Origin of the sequence: Bifidobacterium sp. UBA6881, assembly GCA_002451435.1 — a bacterium.
Taxonomy (GTDB): Bacteria; Actinomycetota; Actinomycetes; order Actinomycetales; family Bifidobacteriaceae; genus Bifidobacterium.
The window spans coordinates 45020-61772 of the sequence record DKCF01000092.1 but is presented as its reverse complement, the minus strand read 5'-3'; the positions used below and the strand labels follow the sequence as shown (position 1 = coordinate 61772).

At 60.3% G+C, this 16753-nt stretch carries 12 protein-coding genes and 2 tRNA genes; 1 reads left to right on the top strand and 13 read right to left on the bottom strand.

Annotation, left to right across the window (positions count from 1 at the left end):
- Nucleotide 1: 1 nt before the first annotated feature.
- A tRNA-Pro gene (locus tag B3C64_RS07345) sits at nucleotides 2–75 on the bottom strand.
- A 100-nt stretch (nucleotides 76–175) separates the two neighbouring features.
- On the opposite strand from B3C64_RS07345, the gene B3C64_RS07340 reads away from it, so the two are divergent.
- Nucleotides 176–1345, top strand: coding sequence for an ABC transporter permease (locus tag B3C64_RS07340; RefSeq protein ID WP_291534816.1), 1170 nt, complete (start codon nucleotides 176–178; stop codon nucleotides 1343–1345).
- Between the two features lie 5 nt (nucleotides 1346–1350).
- On the opposite strand, the gene glgX is transcribed toward B3C64_RS07340, so the two are convergent.
- From glgX to B3C64_RS07280, 12 genes are all read right to left on the bottom strand, one after another.
- Nucleotides 1351–3495 (bottom strand): glycogen debranching protein GlgX, encoded by a 2145-nt coding sequence (gene glgX, locus B3C64_RS07335; RefSeq protein WP_291534814.1) that lies wholly within the window; start codon nucleotides 3493–3495, stop codon nucleotides 1351–1353.
- Nucleotides 3496–3565: 70 nt separating this feature from the next.
- Nucleotides 3566–4237 carry an NUDIX hydrolase gene (locus B3C64_RS07330; RefSeq protein WP_414632180.1) on the bottom strand — a complete coding sequence of 224 codons (672 nt, stop codon included), beginning with the start codon at nucleotides 4235–4237 and terminating at the stop codon, nucleotides 3566–3568.
- A 5-nt stretch (nucleotides 4238–4242) separates the two neighbouring features.
- On the bottom strand, nucleotides 4243–5148 hold the full coding sequence (locus B3C64_RS07325; RefSeq protein WP_291534813.1) for a Nif3-like dinuclear metal center hexameric protein: 906 nt from the start codon (nucleotides 5146–5148) through the stop codon (nucleotides 4243–4245).
- Between the two features lie 80 nt (nucleotides 5149–5228).
- Entirely contained in the window at nucleotides 5229–8078 is a 2850-nt protein-coding gene (gene polA / locus B3C64_RS07320) for a DNA polymerase I (RefSeq protein ID WP_291534811.1), read from the bottom strand.
- On the bottom strand, nucleotides 8068–8829 hold the full coding sequence (locus B3C64_RS07315) for an ANTAR domain-containing response regulator (protein ID WP_291534809.1): 762 nt from the start codon (nucleotides 8827–8829) through the stop codon (nucleotides 8068–8070). Before B3C64_RS07315 ends, polA begins: the two co-directional genes overlap by 11 nt.
- A 72-nt stretch (nucleotides 8830–8901) precedes the next feature.
- Nucleotides 8902–8975, bottom strand: a tRNA-Leu gene (locus B3C64_RS07310).
- A gap of 256 nt (nucleotides 8976–9231) precedes the next feature.
- Nucleotides 9232–10674 (bottom strand): pyruvate kinase, encoded by a 1443-nt coding sequence (pyk, locus tag B3C64_RS07305; RefSeq protein ID WP_291534808.1) that lies wholly within the window; start codon nucleotides 10672–10674, stop codon nucleotides 9232–9234.
- 172 nt (nucleotides 10675–10846) lie between these two features.
- On the bottom strand, nucleotides 10847–11830 hold the full coding sequence (locus tag B3C64_RS07300; RefSeq protein WP_291534807.1) for a TerC family protein: 984 nt from the start codon (nucleotides 11828–11830) through the stop codon (nucleotides 10847–10849).
- A gap of 49 nt (nucleotides 11831–11879) precedes the next feature.
- Nucleotides 11880–13991 (bottom strand): excinuclease ABC subunit UvrB, encoded by a 2112-nt coding sequence (gene uvrB, locus B3C64_RS07295; protein ID WP_291534806.1) that lies wholly within the window; start codon nucleotides 13989–13991, stop codon nucleotides 11880–11882.
- 18 nt (nucleotides 13992–14009) lie between these two features.
- On the bottom strand, nucleotides 14010–15077 hold the full coding sequence (locus B3C64_RS07290; RefSeq protein WP_291534805.1) for a histidine kinase: 1068 nt from the start codon (nucleotides 15075–15077) through the stop codon (nucleotides 14010–14012).
- 195 nt (nucleotides 15078–15272) lie between these two features.
- Nucleotides 15273–15902: a dephospho-CoA kinase gene (gene coaE / locus B3C64_RS07285; RefSeq protein WP_291534804.1), complete on the bottom strand. Its 630-nt coding sequence runs from the start codon at nucleotides 15900–15902 to the stop codon at nucleotides 15273–15275.
- A gap of 101 nt (nucleotides 15903–16003) precedes the next feature.
- The coding region (locus B3C64_RS07280; RefSeq protein ID WP_291534803.1) for a S1 RNA-binding domain-containing protein at nucleotides 16004–16753 on the bottom strand (750 nt) is incomplete at its 5' end.

Below are 16753 nucleotides of genomic sequence, written 5' to 3'. Positions count from 1 at the left end.
GTCGGGCTGACAGGATTTGAACCTGCGACATTCTGCTCCCAAAGCAGACGCGCTACCAAACTGCGCTACAGCCCGTCATGTTCGTTATGCGTAAAGCAACTGAACACAAGATTACAGTATAGCGTATGTTTGGACAACGACGGGCTACAATGGCGAATGAGTCGGGAGGAGCAGCATGGGACGTCATCAGCAGGCTGAATCGTCGGGCATCGTCTCCTTCATCGTATGCGCCATCGTCGCATGGTGCTGCATGAATCTGTACATGCAGAACGCTCCGGCCATCTGGCGTGTCACCCAGCGTCTGTTCACCGTCTGCGCGGGCATCGTGGCCGGCTGCGGCGTCATCTCGTTTGTGTTCGGTTATGCACGCAAGTCGCGTTCCTTGACACTCAAGCATGGTTGGATCATGCCGATTCGTCGCGTTTTCGAGATTCTCGCGCTTTCCGTAGTGTATGCTTCGACGATTTTCGTAACGTCGTTCATGATGTTCTCCATCATCAACAGCATGATGGGCATCGCCACGCTGAAAGGGTATCTGCCCATTCTGTGCGCCGCCATCGCGGGCGTAGTCGGCTATGTCACCCTGGTGCAGGCCGAGCTGATGAATGCGAAGACCATCGCCTCCCTGCTGCCGTTCTTCGTGGTGTCCGGCGTGAGCATCGCGGGCCTGACGTCCGACGACCCGTACTGGTACAACAACAATTTCTCCCAGCTGGGAGACCGCACCACCTTCGCGGCGCGCATGTTCAATTCGACATTGATGCTGGCCGGCATCTGCATCGTGATCATCAGCTACTTCGCGATTTCAGAGCTCATCACCACGCATCGTCTGCAGATGCAGTACACGTCCGCGAAGGATGCCGGCAAATCGCCGAAGCATTTCAAGGCGCGGATCCTCATGTTGGCGTTCATGCTGACGTTGGCCGGCATCGCCTTCATCGGCATCGGGCTGTTCCGCTACACGCCCCATCCGATTCTGCACAATGTGTTCGCACGTGGCCTGCCGTGTCTGATGGGCGTGCTGCTGCTCGCACTCCCCTGGCTCGCGCCCCAGCTTTCCAAGGTCGTGTATGTGGTGTCCGACCTTGCGATCGCCGTGTGCGCCATGGCGGGTTTCCGTTGGCTGAGCGGCGACGACACACTTACGAACGTCGAAGCGTTGGCCGGCATGATGTTCCTCGGTTGGTTCATCATCTTCTCCAGACAGATCGCGGCGATAGAGTCCGACCGTGTGCAGACCCAGCTGGTTCTGGCCCAGGCGAATACGCCGAAATCGGTCGAGGATCTGGCGGAGGCGTCGGAAGTGCAGCCCGGCACGGTCTCGCGACTTGCCTCCGAAGCCTGAGACGCTCAGAAATCGAAATGCCGGGCCTCCAATTTCGTGTCGCTCATCAACAGCAGGAAGCTTCTCGGCTGCGCGGTGATCGCGAAGCCCGCCTCGTAGTTGAGTTCCGGCCCCTTCGGATTGTGCGTGTCCACGATGAGCCGCCATTTCTTGCCGTATTTCTCATCCGGCAAAGTGAACATGATCGGCTCGTAGTGCGCGTTGAAAATCAGGATGAAGTCGTTGTCGACCATCTTGTTGCCGTACCAATCCGTCTCCGGGATGTCGGAACCGTTCAGATAGATCATCACCGAAAAGGCGTGGGTGTTCGACCAATCCTCCATGTCCATGATGGAACCGGTGTGGTCCATCCATTCGACCTGCGGGATGCCGTCGCCGGCGTCACCCGGTTCGCGTCCGGTGAAGAAACGCCTGCGGTGCAGCACCGGATGCTCCAGGCGCAAGTGGATCATCTTCGACACGAAGGCGAGCAGGTCCTTCTTGTCTTCGTCCAGATTCCAATCGGTCCATGAGATCGCGTTGTCCTGGCAGTAGGCGTTGTTGTTGCCCCGCTGCGTGCGCGCGACCTCGTCGCCGCCACAGATCATCGGAATGCCTTGGCTGACCAGCAGTGTGGCGAACATGTTGCGCATCTGCTGGCGACGCAGTGCATTGACGTCCTTGATGGTGGTCGGTCCTTCCACACCGCAGTTCCAGGAACGATTGTTATTCTCGCCGTCACGGTTGTCCTCACCGTTGAGCTCGTTGTGCTTCTCGTTGTAGCTGACGAGATCGTTCATGGTGAATCCATCATGCGCGGTGACGAAGTTCACGGAGGCCACCGGCCGGCGTCCGTTCACCTGGTAGAGATCCGAGCTTCCCATCAGACGGCTGGCGAATTCCGGCAGCGTCGATGGTTGCGAGCGCCAGAAATCGCGTACGCAGTCGCGGTAGCGGCCGTTCCATTCCGACCAGCTCGACGGGAATCCGCCCACTTGGTATCCGCCGGAGCCGAGATCCCAGGGTTCGGCGATGAGTTTGACACGGGAGATGACCGGATCCTGTTCGACGATGTCGAAGAACGCGGAGAGCTTGTCGACTTCTTGGAACTGCCGCGCCAACGTGGCGGCGAGGTCGAAGCGGAAACCGTCGACGTGCATTTCGGTCACCCAGTAGCGCAGGCTGTCGGTGATGAGCTGCAGCGCGTGCGGCGAGCGCATCAGCAGCGAATTGCCTGTGCCGGTGGTGTCGAAGTAGTGTCGTTTGTCGTTGTCGACCAGACGGTAGTATGCGCCGTTGTCGATGCCTTTGAAGCTGAGGGTCGGTCCCCGGTTGTTGCCTTCCGCCGTGTGGTTGTACACCACGTCGAGGATGACCTCCATGCCGGCGCGGTGGTATGCCTTGACCATGGATTTGAATTCGTTGACCTGTTCGCCGCGTTGTCCGGAGCTGGAGTAGGCGTTGTGGGGCGCGAAGAATCCGATGGTGTTGTAGCCCCAATAGTTGCTGAGGCCTTTTTCCTGCAGGAAGCTGTCGTTGACGAACTGGTGGATCGGCATGAGTTCGATCGCGGTGACGCCGAGTTTCTTCAGGTATTCGATCACCGTCGGGTATGCGAGTCCTGCGTAGGTTCCGCGGATTTCCGGCGGCACTTCCCGGTTGAGGTTGGTCATGCCGCGCACATGGGCCTCGTAGATGACCGAATCGTGATAGGAGATGTGTGGGTGCTGGTCGTTGCCCCAATCGAAATACGGATTGATCACCGCCGCCTTCATGGTGTGCGGCGCCGAATCCAGGGTGTTCATGGCCGTGACGTCATCCGGGCTTTTGAACCAGTAGGAGTAGAGGCTTTCATCGCCGTCGATGTTGCCTTCGATGGCTTTGGCATATGGGTCCAGAAGCAGTTTGTTCGGATTGCACCGCAATCCTTGGTTCGGATCGTAGGGACCGTATACGCGGTAGCCGTAGCGTTGTCCAGGTTGGATGCCGGGCAGGTAGTTGTGCCAGACGTACGAGTTCTGCTCGGTCATTTCGATTCTGGTCTCATGATCGTCTTCATCGAACAGACAGAGCTCCACTTTTTGCGCAACCTGCGAAAAAAGGGCGAAATTCACACCGGCGCCATCGTAGCTCGCACCGAGTGGATACATCGATCCAGGTCTGATTTGCATAGTATTAGTATCTCACGTCCGCTTGCAAGGAACCGCCATTATTACGTCCGGCAATTGGATTTGATGGGGGTTACCGCGCCGACATCGCGTTCCGTCCGGCGTTCTCCCGGGTGCCCAACGCCGTCCGCATGCGGCGGATCCGCTCGTGCTGCACCGCGATGACCGAATTGGACGCGGTGATCCGCGTATCGCACAGCTGCCGCCAAGTGACCCATGCCGATTCCACATGCTCGCTGTCATCGAAATGCCGCGCGACGGTCTTCCATTGCCGCAGATGCAGCACCATGATGTGCGCCAGCTCGTTGGTCATGCCTTCGGAGGAATAGTATGCGCCGACATGGTCGATGCGAATGCCGTCCTTCCCCACCGGTTCCACGCCGGTTTCCTCGCGGAGTTCGCGCAACGCGGCCTGGTCGACGTCCTCGCCGGCGTCGATCAGACCTGCTGGCAGACCGTAGGCGAACCGGTCGCTGCCGACACGGTATTCGCGTTCCAGAAGGTATTTGTCGGTGTCGCAGTCGTGCACCAGCATGACCACGCAGGGCGCGTGGCGCATCAGTTGACGGCGTATCACCGTCTGGCCTCCGTCGCGCAACGGCAATGCGATGCGCATGTCGTCGACGCTGAAGATCGCGCCTTGGTAGACCTGTTCGCAGCTGAGTCTCACCGCAGGCCTGGTCATGTCGACACCGTCGCTGGAACGATCCAGCGAATCCTCCACATCGCCGTCCATGGCGCACATGTCGGTCAGCGCTCCTGGCCGGAGGACGGCAGTACGAGGTTCCATGGATCGGTGTTCATGGAAATCCAACGGACGGTGGGGATGTCGCCCGTCGCCTCGGACACGGCGCGGGGCACATCGCCCATGGCGTATTGGAACCACATGGATTCGATGGCGCTGTGCGGCGTGTTGATGAACACCGGCCGGATTTGGGAGTCGCCCTGCCCCAAAGCGATGCCGCTGGCACGCATCGAGGCCTCGTAACGGGCCTGCTCGATGGCATCGGTCACCGGATGGTGGCGCAGATCACTGGTCACGTACGCATCGACGCCCGCGGCGCGCACCTCGTCGAAAAGCGAATCACCGGAACCGGGCAATACGGCCACGGTATTGATGGAGGCGTCCAAATCGCCGCACACCTGCACGCCAAGCTCGGTGTATGGCAACGCGTCGGCGACGCGCTTGGCGAAATCGCGCAACGCCATCGGCTGCTCCAAGCGTCCGACGCGCCCCAATCCGACAGGCTGGACCGCCTTCGGATCGTCGATCGGTACCAGTGGGCGCTGGTCGACCAGTCCGAACGCATCGGCGGCGGCCATGCCGACGCCACGGTATGCGGCATCGGCGTTGGTGTGTCCGACCCACAACGCGCAACCCGCGAGACTGAGCTTTCTGACGATCTCACCGCGGAAGCCCAAGCCGGAGACGGCATGCACGGAACGGAAGAACAGCGGGTGGTGGCAGATCAGCAGGTCGATGCCGGCTTCGACGGCCTGTTCCACGACGGCCATCGTCGGATCGGCCGCGAACGCGATGTTGCGCACCTCATGGCGCAGATCGCCGACGATCAGCCCGGGTTCGTCCCACTTCTCCGCGTATCGCAGCGGATACAGCGTCTCCAGTACATCGACGACCTGTTTGAGTGTTGCCATGAATCGTGCGTCCTTCGTTCTTATTCGTTCTTTTCGTTCACATCGATGATACGGCAAATGCCGCGGACCGATATTCGGGATCAGTGTGCGGCGAGCTGCCAATCGGAACCGATGCCGGTGGAGACGTTCAATGGGACCGCCATCTTCACGGCATGCTCCATGGCGTTCTTCACCACTTCCGTGGCCTTGTCGGCCTCGCCCGGCGCGATTTCGACGACCAGTTCATCATGGATCTGCAGAATGATCCGGCTGTTGAGATTCGCCTCGCGCAACGCCTGGTCGGCGCGGATCATGGCGATTTTCATGATGTCCGCCGCCGAGCCCTGGATGGGCGCGTTCAATGCGGCGCGTTCGGCGGCCTCCCGTATCGCGCGGCTCGTGGATTTCAGCCCTGGGAAATACCTGCGACGACCGTAGATGGTCTCCGTGTATCCCTTTTCACGGGCCATGGCCACAAGCGATTCCAAATATTCGTGCACTTTGCCGAACGTGGCGAAATACTGGTTCCTCAGCGATTCAGCCTCTTTCGGCCTGATCTTCAGCTGCTGCGCCAGGCCATAGGTGCTGAGACCGTAGGCCAAGCCGTAGCTCATCGCCTTGACGTGGCTGCGCTGGTCCGGCGTGATCTCTTCGACCGGAATGCCGTATACCAGGCTGGCCACGTATTTGTGGAAGTCCTTGCCGGAACGGAACGCCTCGATCAACGCCTCGTCGCCGGAGAGGTCGGCCATGATGCGCAGCTCCACTTGGGAGTAGTCGGAACTCAGCAGCGCCTCGAATCCCTCTCCCGGCACGAACGCGGATCGAATGCGGCGGCCCTCGGGGTCGCGGTTCGGAATGTTCTGCAGATTCGGATCGACCGAGCTCAACCGCCCGGTTGCGGCCACCGTCTGTTCGAACGTCGTGTGGATGCGGCCATCCCGCCTGTTGGTGGTGTCGATCAACGTCTGCACGATCTGCTTGAGCTTGTTCTTCTCGCGGTGCAGCAGCAGCGCGTCGAGGAACTGGCAGGCGCGGTCGTTGCCGTAGGAGCGGTCACGGAGCGTCTGCAAGGCGGCGGCGTTAGTGGTGTACGATCCCGACTTCGTCTTCTTCGTCGGTTTGAGACCCATGTCTTCGAACAGAATCCTGCGCAGCTGCTTGGGGCTTTGTAGATTCACCTGTTCGCCGGCGAATTCCCAAGCGGTTTCCTGTGCTTGGTTGGCTTCGGCCGCGAGTTCCTCGCTCATCGTCGTCAGGCGGGTCATATCGACCTGCGCGCCCACATGTTCCATGTCGTGCAGCACATGGGAGACGGGCATCTCGATGGAGCGCAACAGGCCGTACTGTTCGCGCTGGTCAAGCATGCCTGCGAGCGTGACGGCGAGCATGCCGATGATCGCAATGGTCCGTGCGGCATGTTCCCGCTCGTTTTCGTCGGTTTCCTCGGGAGCGTCGAAGTCGAGCGTGCCTTGTGTCGCGGCATCGGTCCGTTCCTCGATATGCAGGTCGAGGAAATGGGCTGCCGCCTGTTCGATGTTCTCCGCGTGGAAATCGGGATGGACCAGATATCCCGCGAGCTTGGTGTCGAACAATGGCGTGGGAAGCGTCACTTGGCATTCGTCGAGGATATGCGACTGTTCCTTGTACCCATGCACGGTCATCGATCGGTGGTACCGGTCCAGCACATGCTGGATGCGGGCCGCCATCTCTTCGTCGATATGGCCGATGTATGCCGCGTGGCCGTCTGCCGACAGCATCAGCCCGTGGAATGAGGCCGCGCCCGGCTTGCCGTTACCGTCCGCATACAGCGTCCATGAACGGCCTACTTGCGCGGCGCATTTCGCGGCGCGGTCGATGGCGAATCCGAATGGGCTCTCCTTTGCGGAATGTTCATCCGCATCATGCAGATGCTCTTCCGGCGCCGGCAGATGCTGCCGCGCCCACGAATCCAGAGCGTCTGCGCCGTCGATGGTCTCCACTTGGGGAAGCTCGAGCCTCACGGTCTCGTGTGACGGCGTCGATGATGAAGCGCCCTCGATATTGAAGGTCCTCAGCACCCGCGTCTTGGTACGGCTGCCGAACTCCAATTCGGAGCACAGTTCGTCAAGCGCATCGACATCGACATCACCGAATGTCAGGTCGTCCACGGAGACGCCCAGATCGAGGTCGCGCACCAGCGCGTTCACCGAACGGTTCAGCTTGACCTGTTCGATGCTGTCACGCAGGGCCGCGCCTTTTTTGCCGCCGATCTCATCGGCATGCTCGATGATTTGCTCGAGTCCGCCATACAGGTTGATCCATTTGGCAGCGAATCCGTCGCCGACGCCCGGTACCCCCGGGATGTTGTCGGCGGTTTCGCCGCGCAGAGCCGCCAGATCCGGATACTGCGCGGGCGTGACATGGTATTTCTCCTGCACGGCCGCCGGCGTCATATGCCTCAGATCTTTGAAGTGGTGGCCGGGGAACAGCACGGTGGTGTTGTCGTCGATGAGCTGAAAGGCGTCACGATCGCCGGAAAGCACCAAAGTGCGGTATCCGGCCCTGTCTCCCATGGTGGCGAGCGTGCCGATCACATCGTCGCCCTCGTATCCCGGTTTTTCGATGTAGGTGATGCCCAGCGCGGTCAGCAGACGCTGGATCAGCGGCAGCTGGCTGAGCAGTTCCTGCGGGGCCGCGTCACGCGTGCCCTTGTATTGGGGCAGCATCTTGTTGCGGAACGTGCCGCCCTTCACGTCGAATGCCACGGCGAGGTGATCGGGATGTTCCGCATCGATCACCTGCGACAGCATATTGGTGAAGCCCCAGACGGCGTTGGTGGCTTGGCCTTCGGACGTACTGAAATTCTCTACGGGCAAGGCAAAAAAAGCGCGGAACGCCAAAGAGTGGCCGTCGACGACCAATAGCGTTCCGCGTGAAGTGCCTTCCACAGTTGCTGTGTTAGCGCTCATCCTCTGCTTCCGACTTCTGTTCGCCGTATTTGGCGATGATGGCCATGGCCAGACGCTTCTTCGGGATGCGCTGGTCCATGGAGGTCTTCTGAATCCAGCGGAAGGCACCCTGCTCGGAGAAGTCGGCCTTGTCCATCAGCAGGCCCTTGGCACGGTCGACGAGCTTGCGCTCCTCAAGGGTCTCCTCGGCCTTCTTCAGCTGCTCCTCGGTCTTCCTGAGCTGTTCTTCGGTTTCATGAAGCTTGGATTCGCTGCGCTCGACGTTGTCGAGAAGATCGTTGATCTCGGCGAAACGTCCCATGGCGACCTCGAGGGCCGGAAGCAGCTTGGATTCCTCATATGGCTTGGTGACGTACGCCATGGCTCCCGCACCGGTAGCCTTCTTGACCAGATCGGACTGGGAGAACGCCGTAAGCATGACCACAGGGGCGATGTTCTCGTCGCAGATGATGCCGGCCGCCTCGATGCCGTCCATGCGCGGCATCTTGACGTCCATGCACACCACGCTTGGACGGAACTTACGGGTGAGATCGACCGCTTCCTCGCCATTGGCGGCCTCACCGACAACCTCATAACCGTTGTCTTCGAGCATTGCCACCAAGTCCATACGGTTCACGGATTCATCCTCGGCGACGACAACGGTGCGCTTGTGGGAGTCTTCCTTTTCCGCGGGATGCTCAGGTTCGGCTGCGGCTTGAAGCTCTTCGGCAGTGAGCACTTCGTCCGGTTCAATGGTCTTCTTTGCAGACATGTGATCTCTTTCCACTGTCACACCCAAAGCCGGCCAATATGCCCCAACCTGGGCTTGGATTGCTTCTTTACGTGCCCTCGGTGGGACTCGAACCCACACTGCGCAGATTTTGAGGCTGCTTCCTCTACCAATTGGGATACGAGGGCTTTTCGCAACTTCGCTACTATAACATGAATTCATCCTCGGGGCAAATTCTCGGCATCGCCGTGTTTCGCCACATCGGAAGGGTGGCGTGTACGCCATGCGGTCCGCACCGTCACGGCCTCGCGGCATACCGTGGGCACCGCCGTCAGTATCGGTGATCCACATATGAGAAGAGTCCCTCTTCGAAAATTCCGAAGAGGGACTCTTCTCATGCATGCGCACGCATTATCGGATCGGCTTACCGACCGAATTCACATCTCAGTCGCAGGCACCGACGGTGTGGACGTAGATGGAGTCGGTGCGGCCCGGCTGGTGCTCGCCCTGGGCGGAGCTCAGCACGACGATCTTGTCGCCGTCGGAGACCTTGCCGGCATCCTTCAGGACCTTGTCGGTGAAGACCATGAGGTCCTTGCGGGACTTGTCGTGGTAGTCCTCGGTGGTCAGGAAGGATTCGGTGCCCCAAGACAGAGCCAGCCAGTGGTAGGTGTGCTCGTTGTTGGTGATGCCGTAGATCGGGGTGGCCGGACGCTCGCGGGACACGCGGTGCACGGTGGAACCGGTCTGGGTGTAGGCGACGATGGCCTTGGCGTTGAGCTTGTCGGCCAGGTCGACGGCGGCGGAGGACACGGCGCCGGTGGAGGACATATCCAGGTTCTTCAGCTCCGGGATACGGTCGAAGCCGTGCTCGGTGGCGAAGGTGGAGATGCGGTTCATGGTGCTCACGGTGACTGCCGGGTACTTGCCGACGGCGGTCTCGTTGGAGGTCATGGTGGCGTCGGCGCCGTCAAGCACGGCGTTGGCGCAGTCGGAGGCCTCTGCACGGGTCGGGACCGGGGAGTTGACCATGGAGCCCAGAACCTCGGTGGCCACGATGACCGGCTTGGCGTAGTGGCGAGCCAGCTCGATGCAGCGCTTGGTGGCCAGCGGGACCTCTTCCAGCGGGCACTCGACGGCCATATCGCCACGGGCGACCATGATGCCGTCGAAGGCCTTCACGATGTCTTCGAGGTTCTCCAGAGCCTGCGGCTTCTCGATCTTGGCGACGATCGGGATGCGGCGGCCCTCCTCGTCCATGATCTCGTGGGCGCGGTCGATGTCGGTGGCGAAACGCACGAAGGACATGGCGATGATGTCGGCGCCGGTGCGGATGGCCCAACGAAGGTCGGCCTCATCCTTCTCGGTCAGAGCCGGCAGGGAGACGGCGACGCCCGGCAGGTTGATGCCCTTGTGGCTGGAAACCGGTCCGGCCACGACGACCTTGGTGTGCACGTTGTTGCCCTCGACCTTGGTGACCTCAAGACGGACCTTGCCGTCATCGATCAGAATCGGGTCTCCCGGGTGGCAGTCGCCCGGCAGGCCCTTGAAGGTGGTGGAGGTGATGTGCTCGTCGCCCTCGACGTCGTCGGTGGTGATGACGAACTCCTGGCCAGCGGTCAGCTGGACCTTGTCCTCGCCCTGGGCGTTCTTCTTGAACCAACCGCAACGAATCTTCGGACCCTGCAGGTCAACCAGCGCGGCGACGTTGCGACCGGTGGTCTTGGCGGCCTGACGAAGGTTGTTGTAGACCTTGAGGTGGTCTTCCGGGGTGCCGTGGGAGCGGTTCAGACGAGCGACGTCCATACCCGCTTCGACAAGGCTGGTGATGCCTTCCAGAGACTCGGTAGCTGGACCGATGGTATCTACGATCTTGGCTTTACGCATGTATTGCCTGCCTATTCCTGTTTATTGTGATTGGACCTGACGGCCCTGTTTCCAAACGAGTAGTTTACTAGCAAAAAGCGCTCACTGCCACCCCGCAGCGAGGTGTGTTGTGAGCGCTCACATTTCTGTAATGAGTAAGGAATCCACCGTTTCCGGCAGATTCACGTCAATGTCATTTTCCGCTCGAATCGACGGACTTCATCTTCAGCACGCTGGCCAAAGCGGCGCCGCCGATCGCCACGACGATCACCGCGAGGGAAAGCCATGTGGGCACTTCCGGCACCCAGGAAACCGGCTGGCCGCCGTTGAGGAACGGCAGCGAATTGCCATGCAACGCCTCCATGATCAGCTTGATGCCGATGAATCCCAGCACCACCGACAGGCCGACGGGAAGATACACGAGCTTGTCCAGCAATTCGCCGAGCAGGAAGTACAGCTGCTGCAGGCCAAGCAACGCGAACACGTTGGAGGTGAACACGATGAACGGATCCTTGGTCAAGCCGAAAATCGCGGGAATGGAATCGAAGGCGAACATCACGTCGGTGGTGCCGATCGTCAGGAAGACGATGAGCATCGGGGTCCAGTGCTTGACGCCGTTCTTGACGGTGCGCAGCTTTTCGCCATCGTATTCGTCGGTGATCCTGATGACCTTGCGCAACGCGCGGATCAGACCGTTCTCGTGGTATTCCTCATCTTCCTCTCCCCCGGCCACGAGCTTGATCGCGGTGACGATGAGGAATGCGCCGAACAGGAAGAACACCCAGGTGAAACGGGAGATGATGGCCGCGCCGACGAGGATGAACGCGCCGCGCAGCACCAGCGCGATGGTGATGCCGACGGAAAGCACGAACTTCTGCAATTGCTTGGGCACCGCGAAGTTCGACATGATGATGACGAACACGAAGAGATTGTCGATGCTCAGCGAGTATTCCGTCAGCCAGCCCGAGTAGAACTCGATGGCCGGCTTGGAACCGGCGAAGAACCATACCAAGGCTCCGAAGATGAGAGCCATGACCACGAAGAACGCGATATGCCGCACGCATTCCTTGGTGGACGGAACATGTGGCTTTCGACCGATCACGAACAAGTCGACTACAAAAAACACAGCAAGCACCACAAATGTGGCGATCATAAATGCAAGAGGGGTTTCAGCCATAGCTCCCCATGGTACGTAATCCGTATGACGGACCGCACCGGCATTGATGTCACTTGCTCGCCTCCGTCATCTGGCGAAGTTCCTTCTTCAGGTCGCGGATCTCATCGCGCAGACGCGCGGCGAGCTCGAATTGCAGCTGCTCGGCCGCAGTGTGCATCTGTTCGGACAGCTGCCTGATCAGGTCCGACAGATCCTGCGCGGGCAGACCCGCCTTGAGGATCTCCTCATGCCTCTTGTCCATATCGTCCTTGGTGGTGGCGGGCACGCCGAGATGCGAGTTGCCGGCCTTGCCCGCGTTGCGGTATCCGGTGCCGAGCAGGGTCTGCGTGTCGACGTCCTCTTTGGCGAGCATGTCGTTGACGTCGCTGATCTTCTTGATCAGCGGCTTCGGATCGATGCCGTGTTCCTTGTTGTACGCGATTTGGATGTCACGGCGGCGGTTGGTCTCATCGATGGCCTTGTGCATGGCGTCGGTGATGTCGTCCGCGTACATGATGACCTTGCCGGACACGTTTCGCGCCGCACGCCCGATGGTCTGGATGAGGGAACGATAGGAGCGCAGGAAGCCTTCTTTGTCGGCATCGAGTATCGCCACCAGCGAAACCTCCGGCAGATCGAGTCCCTCACGCAGCAGGTTGATGCCGACGATGACGTCGATCTTGCCTTCGCGCAGTTCGCGCAGCAGTTCCACGCGGCGCAGCGTGTCGACGTCGGAATGCAGGTATTCGACCTTGATGCCGCGCTCCAGCAGATAGTCGGTGAGGTCCTCGGCCATCTTCTTGGTGAGCGTGGTGACCAGCGCGCGCTCGTTCCTCGCCACGCGTTCCTTGATCTCGGCGAGCAGGTCGTCGACCTGCCCGTCGACCGGTCGCACGTCGATCTGCGGGTCGACGAGGCCCGTCGGACGGATGATCTGCTCGACCACGCCGTCGCTCAGGCCGAGCTCGTAGTCGCCCGGAGTGGCCGACAGATACACCGTCTGGCCGACGCGTTCCTCGAACTCCGGCCATTTGAGCGGACGGTTGTCCATCGCGGACGGCAGACGGAATCCATGCTCGACCAGCGTGCGCTTGCGGCTGGCGTCGCCCTCGTACATGGCGCCGATCTGCGGCACGGTGACGTGCGATTCGTCGATGACGAGCAGAAAATCGTCGGGGAAGAAATCCAACAGGGTGTGCGGCGGCGTGCCCGGTTCGCGGCCGTCGAAATGGCGGGAATAGTTCTCCACGCCGGAGCAGGTGCCGACTTGGGAGAGCATTTCCAGATCATAGGTGGTGCGCATGGTGAGGCGCTGCGCCTCCAGTTCCTTGCCTTGTTTGCGCAGTTCCGCAGTGCGCTCGTCCAGTTCCTGCTGGATGGTCTTCAGCGCATGTTCCATACGTTCGGGGCCGGCCACGTAATGCGACGCCGGGAAGATATGCACCTGCGTCTCATGGTCGATCACATCGCCGGTGAGCGGGTGCAGGGTGGAGATGCGGTCGATCTCGTCGCCGAAGAATTCGATGCGAATCGCCAGCTCCTCATATACCGGAATGATCTCCACGGTGTCGCCGCGCACGCGGAAGGTACCGCGGGTGAAGGCGATGTCGTTGCGCTTGTACTGCATGGACACGAATTTGCGCAGCAGCTCGTCGCGGTCGATCTGCTGGCCCTCCTTCAGGAACAGCATGCGTCCGGCGTATTCCTCCGGCGTGCCCAATCCGTAGATGCAGGAGACGGTCGCCACCACCACGCAGTCGCGCCGGGTCAGCAGGTTCGCGGTGGCCGCATGGCGCAATCGCTCCACATCGTCGTTGATGTTGGAATCCTTTTCGATATAGGTGTCGGTTTGGGGAATGTAGGCTTCCGGCTGGTAGTAATCGTAATAGGAGACGAAGTAGCTCACCGCGTTGTCGGGCATGAGCTCGCGGAATTCGGCGCACAGCTGGGCAGCGAGCGTCTTGTTGGGTTCGATGATGAGCGTGGGGCGCTGCAGCCGTTCGATCAGCCATGCGGTGGTGGCGGTTTTGCCAGTGCCGGTGGCGCCCATGAGCACCACGTCGTTCTCGCCGTTTTCGATGCGCGTCGCCAGTTCCTCGATGGCCTTCGGCTGGTCTCCGGATGGCTTGTACGGCGATTTGACCACAAACGGCTTGTCCACACGCTCAATGTTGAATCCCATGCGCTGTCTCCCTCCGATTCACGCTGTATCCCGATGATATATCGGAATGTACGCAAGGCAGCTCCAATACCCGTCTTCCTCCCGCGTGCGCAGCCAACCGCCGCTCTGCGCAATCGATTGCCGCAGGTGGGAAACCCCAAATCCCATACCCAATGACTTCGGGGATTCCGCCGATTCCCCCTCCGGCATCTTGGCAGGAACGTCAGCCACCGATATATGCAATCCATCCTGCCGCACCTGCATGGCAAACACATATTCCTGCCCACGATCCGCATGCTTGGCGATATTGGCAAAGGTTTCCTCCAGCAACGACCGTGCCAACTGAATCGTCTTCTCGTCGAACCGACTCAATAGGTCAGAGGGATCGGTCACGATCACCTCACCTCGGAAACCAAGCGCGGCGAGTTCCCGCTGATGACGTTTGATCTCGGCGTCGAATCGACCCGCACGGTCCGAAGCGATGCCTTCACCGGCACGATGCGAATGGAATTGCGGGACTTGTGTGGCTCCGACATTTTGCCTTGAGAGAACCGCTATGACATCATGCGTCTGATCGAGCGCCCGTTGCGCCACTTCGCGCAGCAGCGGCAAATCCATCGACTTTCCTTGCGAAGGGCTTTCCGACATGAGCCTGTCGATGCTCATGATGAGATAGGAGAGATCATTGGTCGTCGCGTCGTGCAGTCGGGCCGCCAAATCCAACGATTTGGCCCTGCCGCGTGCCTCCGACTCCCTCTCCCCTTCCCGATGATGCCAATTCAGGAGCAGACCGATTCCAACGCACGCCAGCGATGGCATAACGGTCCAAGGCAATACAGACACTATTTCTCTTGCACTCAGACGCTCTGGCAACCCGTGCTGCCACATCAGCTGCGTTACGCGAGATACTGTCACAGCCGCCGCCGATACCACGCCGCACCATATGTGTCGATAAGAAAGGATGATCAACGGCTCGGCAATCATCACGCTCACCGACATAGGCAAATCCACAGGCAAAGGAAATATCACACACCATGTGATTCCCAACACGATATTGCCACCAAACGGGAATGCCACGCAGGCCAGCAACAGGATGGCGAACAACAACGAGTCGCAATCGCGAGGCTTCTTATCCGCCGATCACTGCGCGTCATTCTGGCGGATGAACCGACAGCGGCCCTTGATGCCGGCAACCGAACCATGGTCATACGCCATCTGCGTGATTTTGCCGACAACGGGGCAATCGTGATCTACACGACGCATAACGAGCAGACCGCGGCGCTTGCCGACCGTGTCATCAGGTTATGATTCCGCCAGCCACTGTTCATACAGCATGTCGACGGATTCGAGCATGCACTCCATTGGCCGCGCGGAATCGATGACGGTGTCGGCTATGGCACGGCGTTGCTCCACGCTGGATTGATGCCGGATGCGCGCAAGCGCGTCTTTTCGCGTCATGCCGCGCGTCGACACCATCCTGTCGACGCGCAATTGTTCAGGCGCCTCCACAGTAACGACATGGTCGAAACGGAAGGGGATGCCGTCGATGACCTCCGCGAGCAGGGGAATGTCATGCACCACGACGCTCCGCGGATCGTCAGCGGCAATCGCCCCTTCGATCTTTCCCGCGGCGTCATAGATCAGCGGATGCTCGATATCGTCCAGTCTTTTGCGCGCCCGTTCCGCGTCATGTCCGGAGAACACATGCCTGGCCATCCACGCCCGATCGAGCTCTCCTTGCTCGGTCAGCGCATCGGCGCCAAAGCAATCCACTATGCGCCGAAGGCCGACGCCGCCCGGTTCCACCACCTGGCGTGCGAGCACATCGTAATCGATAAGTGCCGCGCCAAGCTCCCGCAACCTCGCGGAAACCGTGCTTTTGCCTGCCGCGATACCGCCGGTCAATCCTATTCGCAACATGTTCCCCACCATGCCATGTTTCACCGTTCATATAGAACAATAACAAAACCCGGCCCGCCGAAGCGGAACCGGGTTTTGCCTATACGCTAAGCGTCAGTCGCCTGACGGCAAACTCACTTGCCGAGCAGCTGGTCGCGCAGAGCGGCGAGCTGGTCGGAGTCGGCGAGGGTGCCGTTGGAGGTGTTGTCGGAGGAGTAGTTGGAAACCTCTTCGACCTTCTCTTCCTTCGGAGCCTGGCCATCCTCGGCTGCGGAAGCCTCGGCGTTGGCGAGTTCCTTGGCAACGAACTCCTTGTGCTGCTCCCACAGGTCGTGAGCGGCGGCGTACTGGGACTCCCACTCCTCACGCTGCTTCTCGTAACCAGCGATCCACTCGTTGGTTGCCGGGTCGAAGCCCTCCGGGTACTTGTAGTTGCCCTGCTCGTCGTACTCTGCCGGCATGCCGTACAGAGCCGGATCGAAGTCCTCGGAAGCCGGGTCGACGGAGTCGTTGGCCTGCTTGAGGGACAGGGAGATGCGGCGACGGTCGAGATCGACGTCGATCACCTTGACGAAGACTTCCTCGCCAGGCTTGACGACGGTCTCCGGGTTCTCCACGTGGCGGTTGGCCAGCTCGGAGATGTGCACCAGACCTTCGATGCCGTCTTCGACGGAGATGAAGACACCGAACTGCACGATCTTGGTGACCTTGCCCTTGACGATCTGGCCGGGAACGTGGGTGCGGGCGAAGCGCTGCCACGGATCCTCCTGGGTCGCCTTCAGGGACAGGGAGATGCGCTCACGGTCGAGATCGACGTCGAGCACCTCGACGGTGACCTTGTCGCCGACCTTGACGACCTCGGACGGGTGGTCGATGTGCTTCCA

Bases quoted from the DNA above. Each gene is read 5' to 3' on its own strand.
- B3C64_RS07340 (WP_291534816.1), top strand. From the start codon at position 176: ATGGGACGTCATCAGCAGGCTGAATCGTCGGGCATCGTCTCCTTCATC.
- glgX (WP_291534814.1), bottom strand. From the start codon at position 3,495: ATGCAAATCAGACCTGGATCGATGTATCCACTCGGTGCGAGCTACGAT.
- B3C64_RS07330 (WP_414632180.1), bottom strand. From the start codon at position 4,237: ATGTGCGCCATGGACGGCGATGTGGAGGATTCGCTGGATCGTTCCAGC.
- B3C64_RS07325 (WP_291534813.1), bottom strand. From the start codon at position 5,148: ATGGCAACACTCAAACAGGTCGTCGATGTACTGGAGACGCTGTATCCG.
- polA (WP_291534811.1), bottom strand. From the start codon at position 8,078: ATGAGCGCTAACACAGCAACTGTGGAAGGCACTTCACGCGGAACGCTA.
- B3C64_RS07315 (WP_291534809.1), bottom strand. From the start codon at position 8,829: ATGTCTGCAAAGAAGACCATTGAACCGGACGAAGTGCTCACTGCCGAA.
- pyk (WP_291534808.1), bottom strand. From the start codon at position 10,674: ATGCGTAAAGCCAAGATCGTAGATACCATCGGTCCAGCTACCGAGTCT.
- B3C64_RS07300 (WP_291534807.1), bottom strand. From the start codon at position 11,830: ATGGCTGAAACCCCTCTTGCATTTATGATCGCCACATTTGTGGTGCTT.
- uvrB (WP_291534806.1), bottom strand. From the start codon at position 13,991: ATGGGATTCAACATTGAGCGTGTGGACAAGCCGTTTGTGGTCAAATCG.
- coaE (WP_291534804.1), bottom strand. From the start codon at position 15,902: ATGGTGGGGAACATGTTGCGAATAGGATTGACCGGCGGTATCGCGGCA.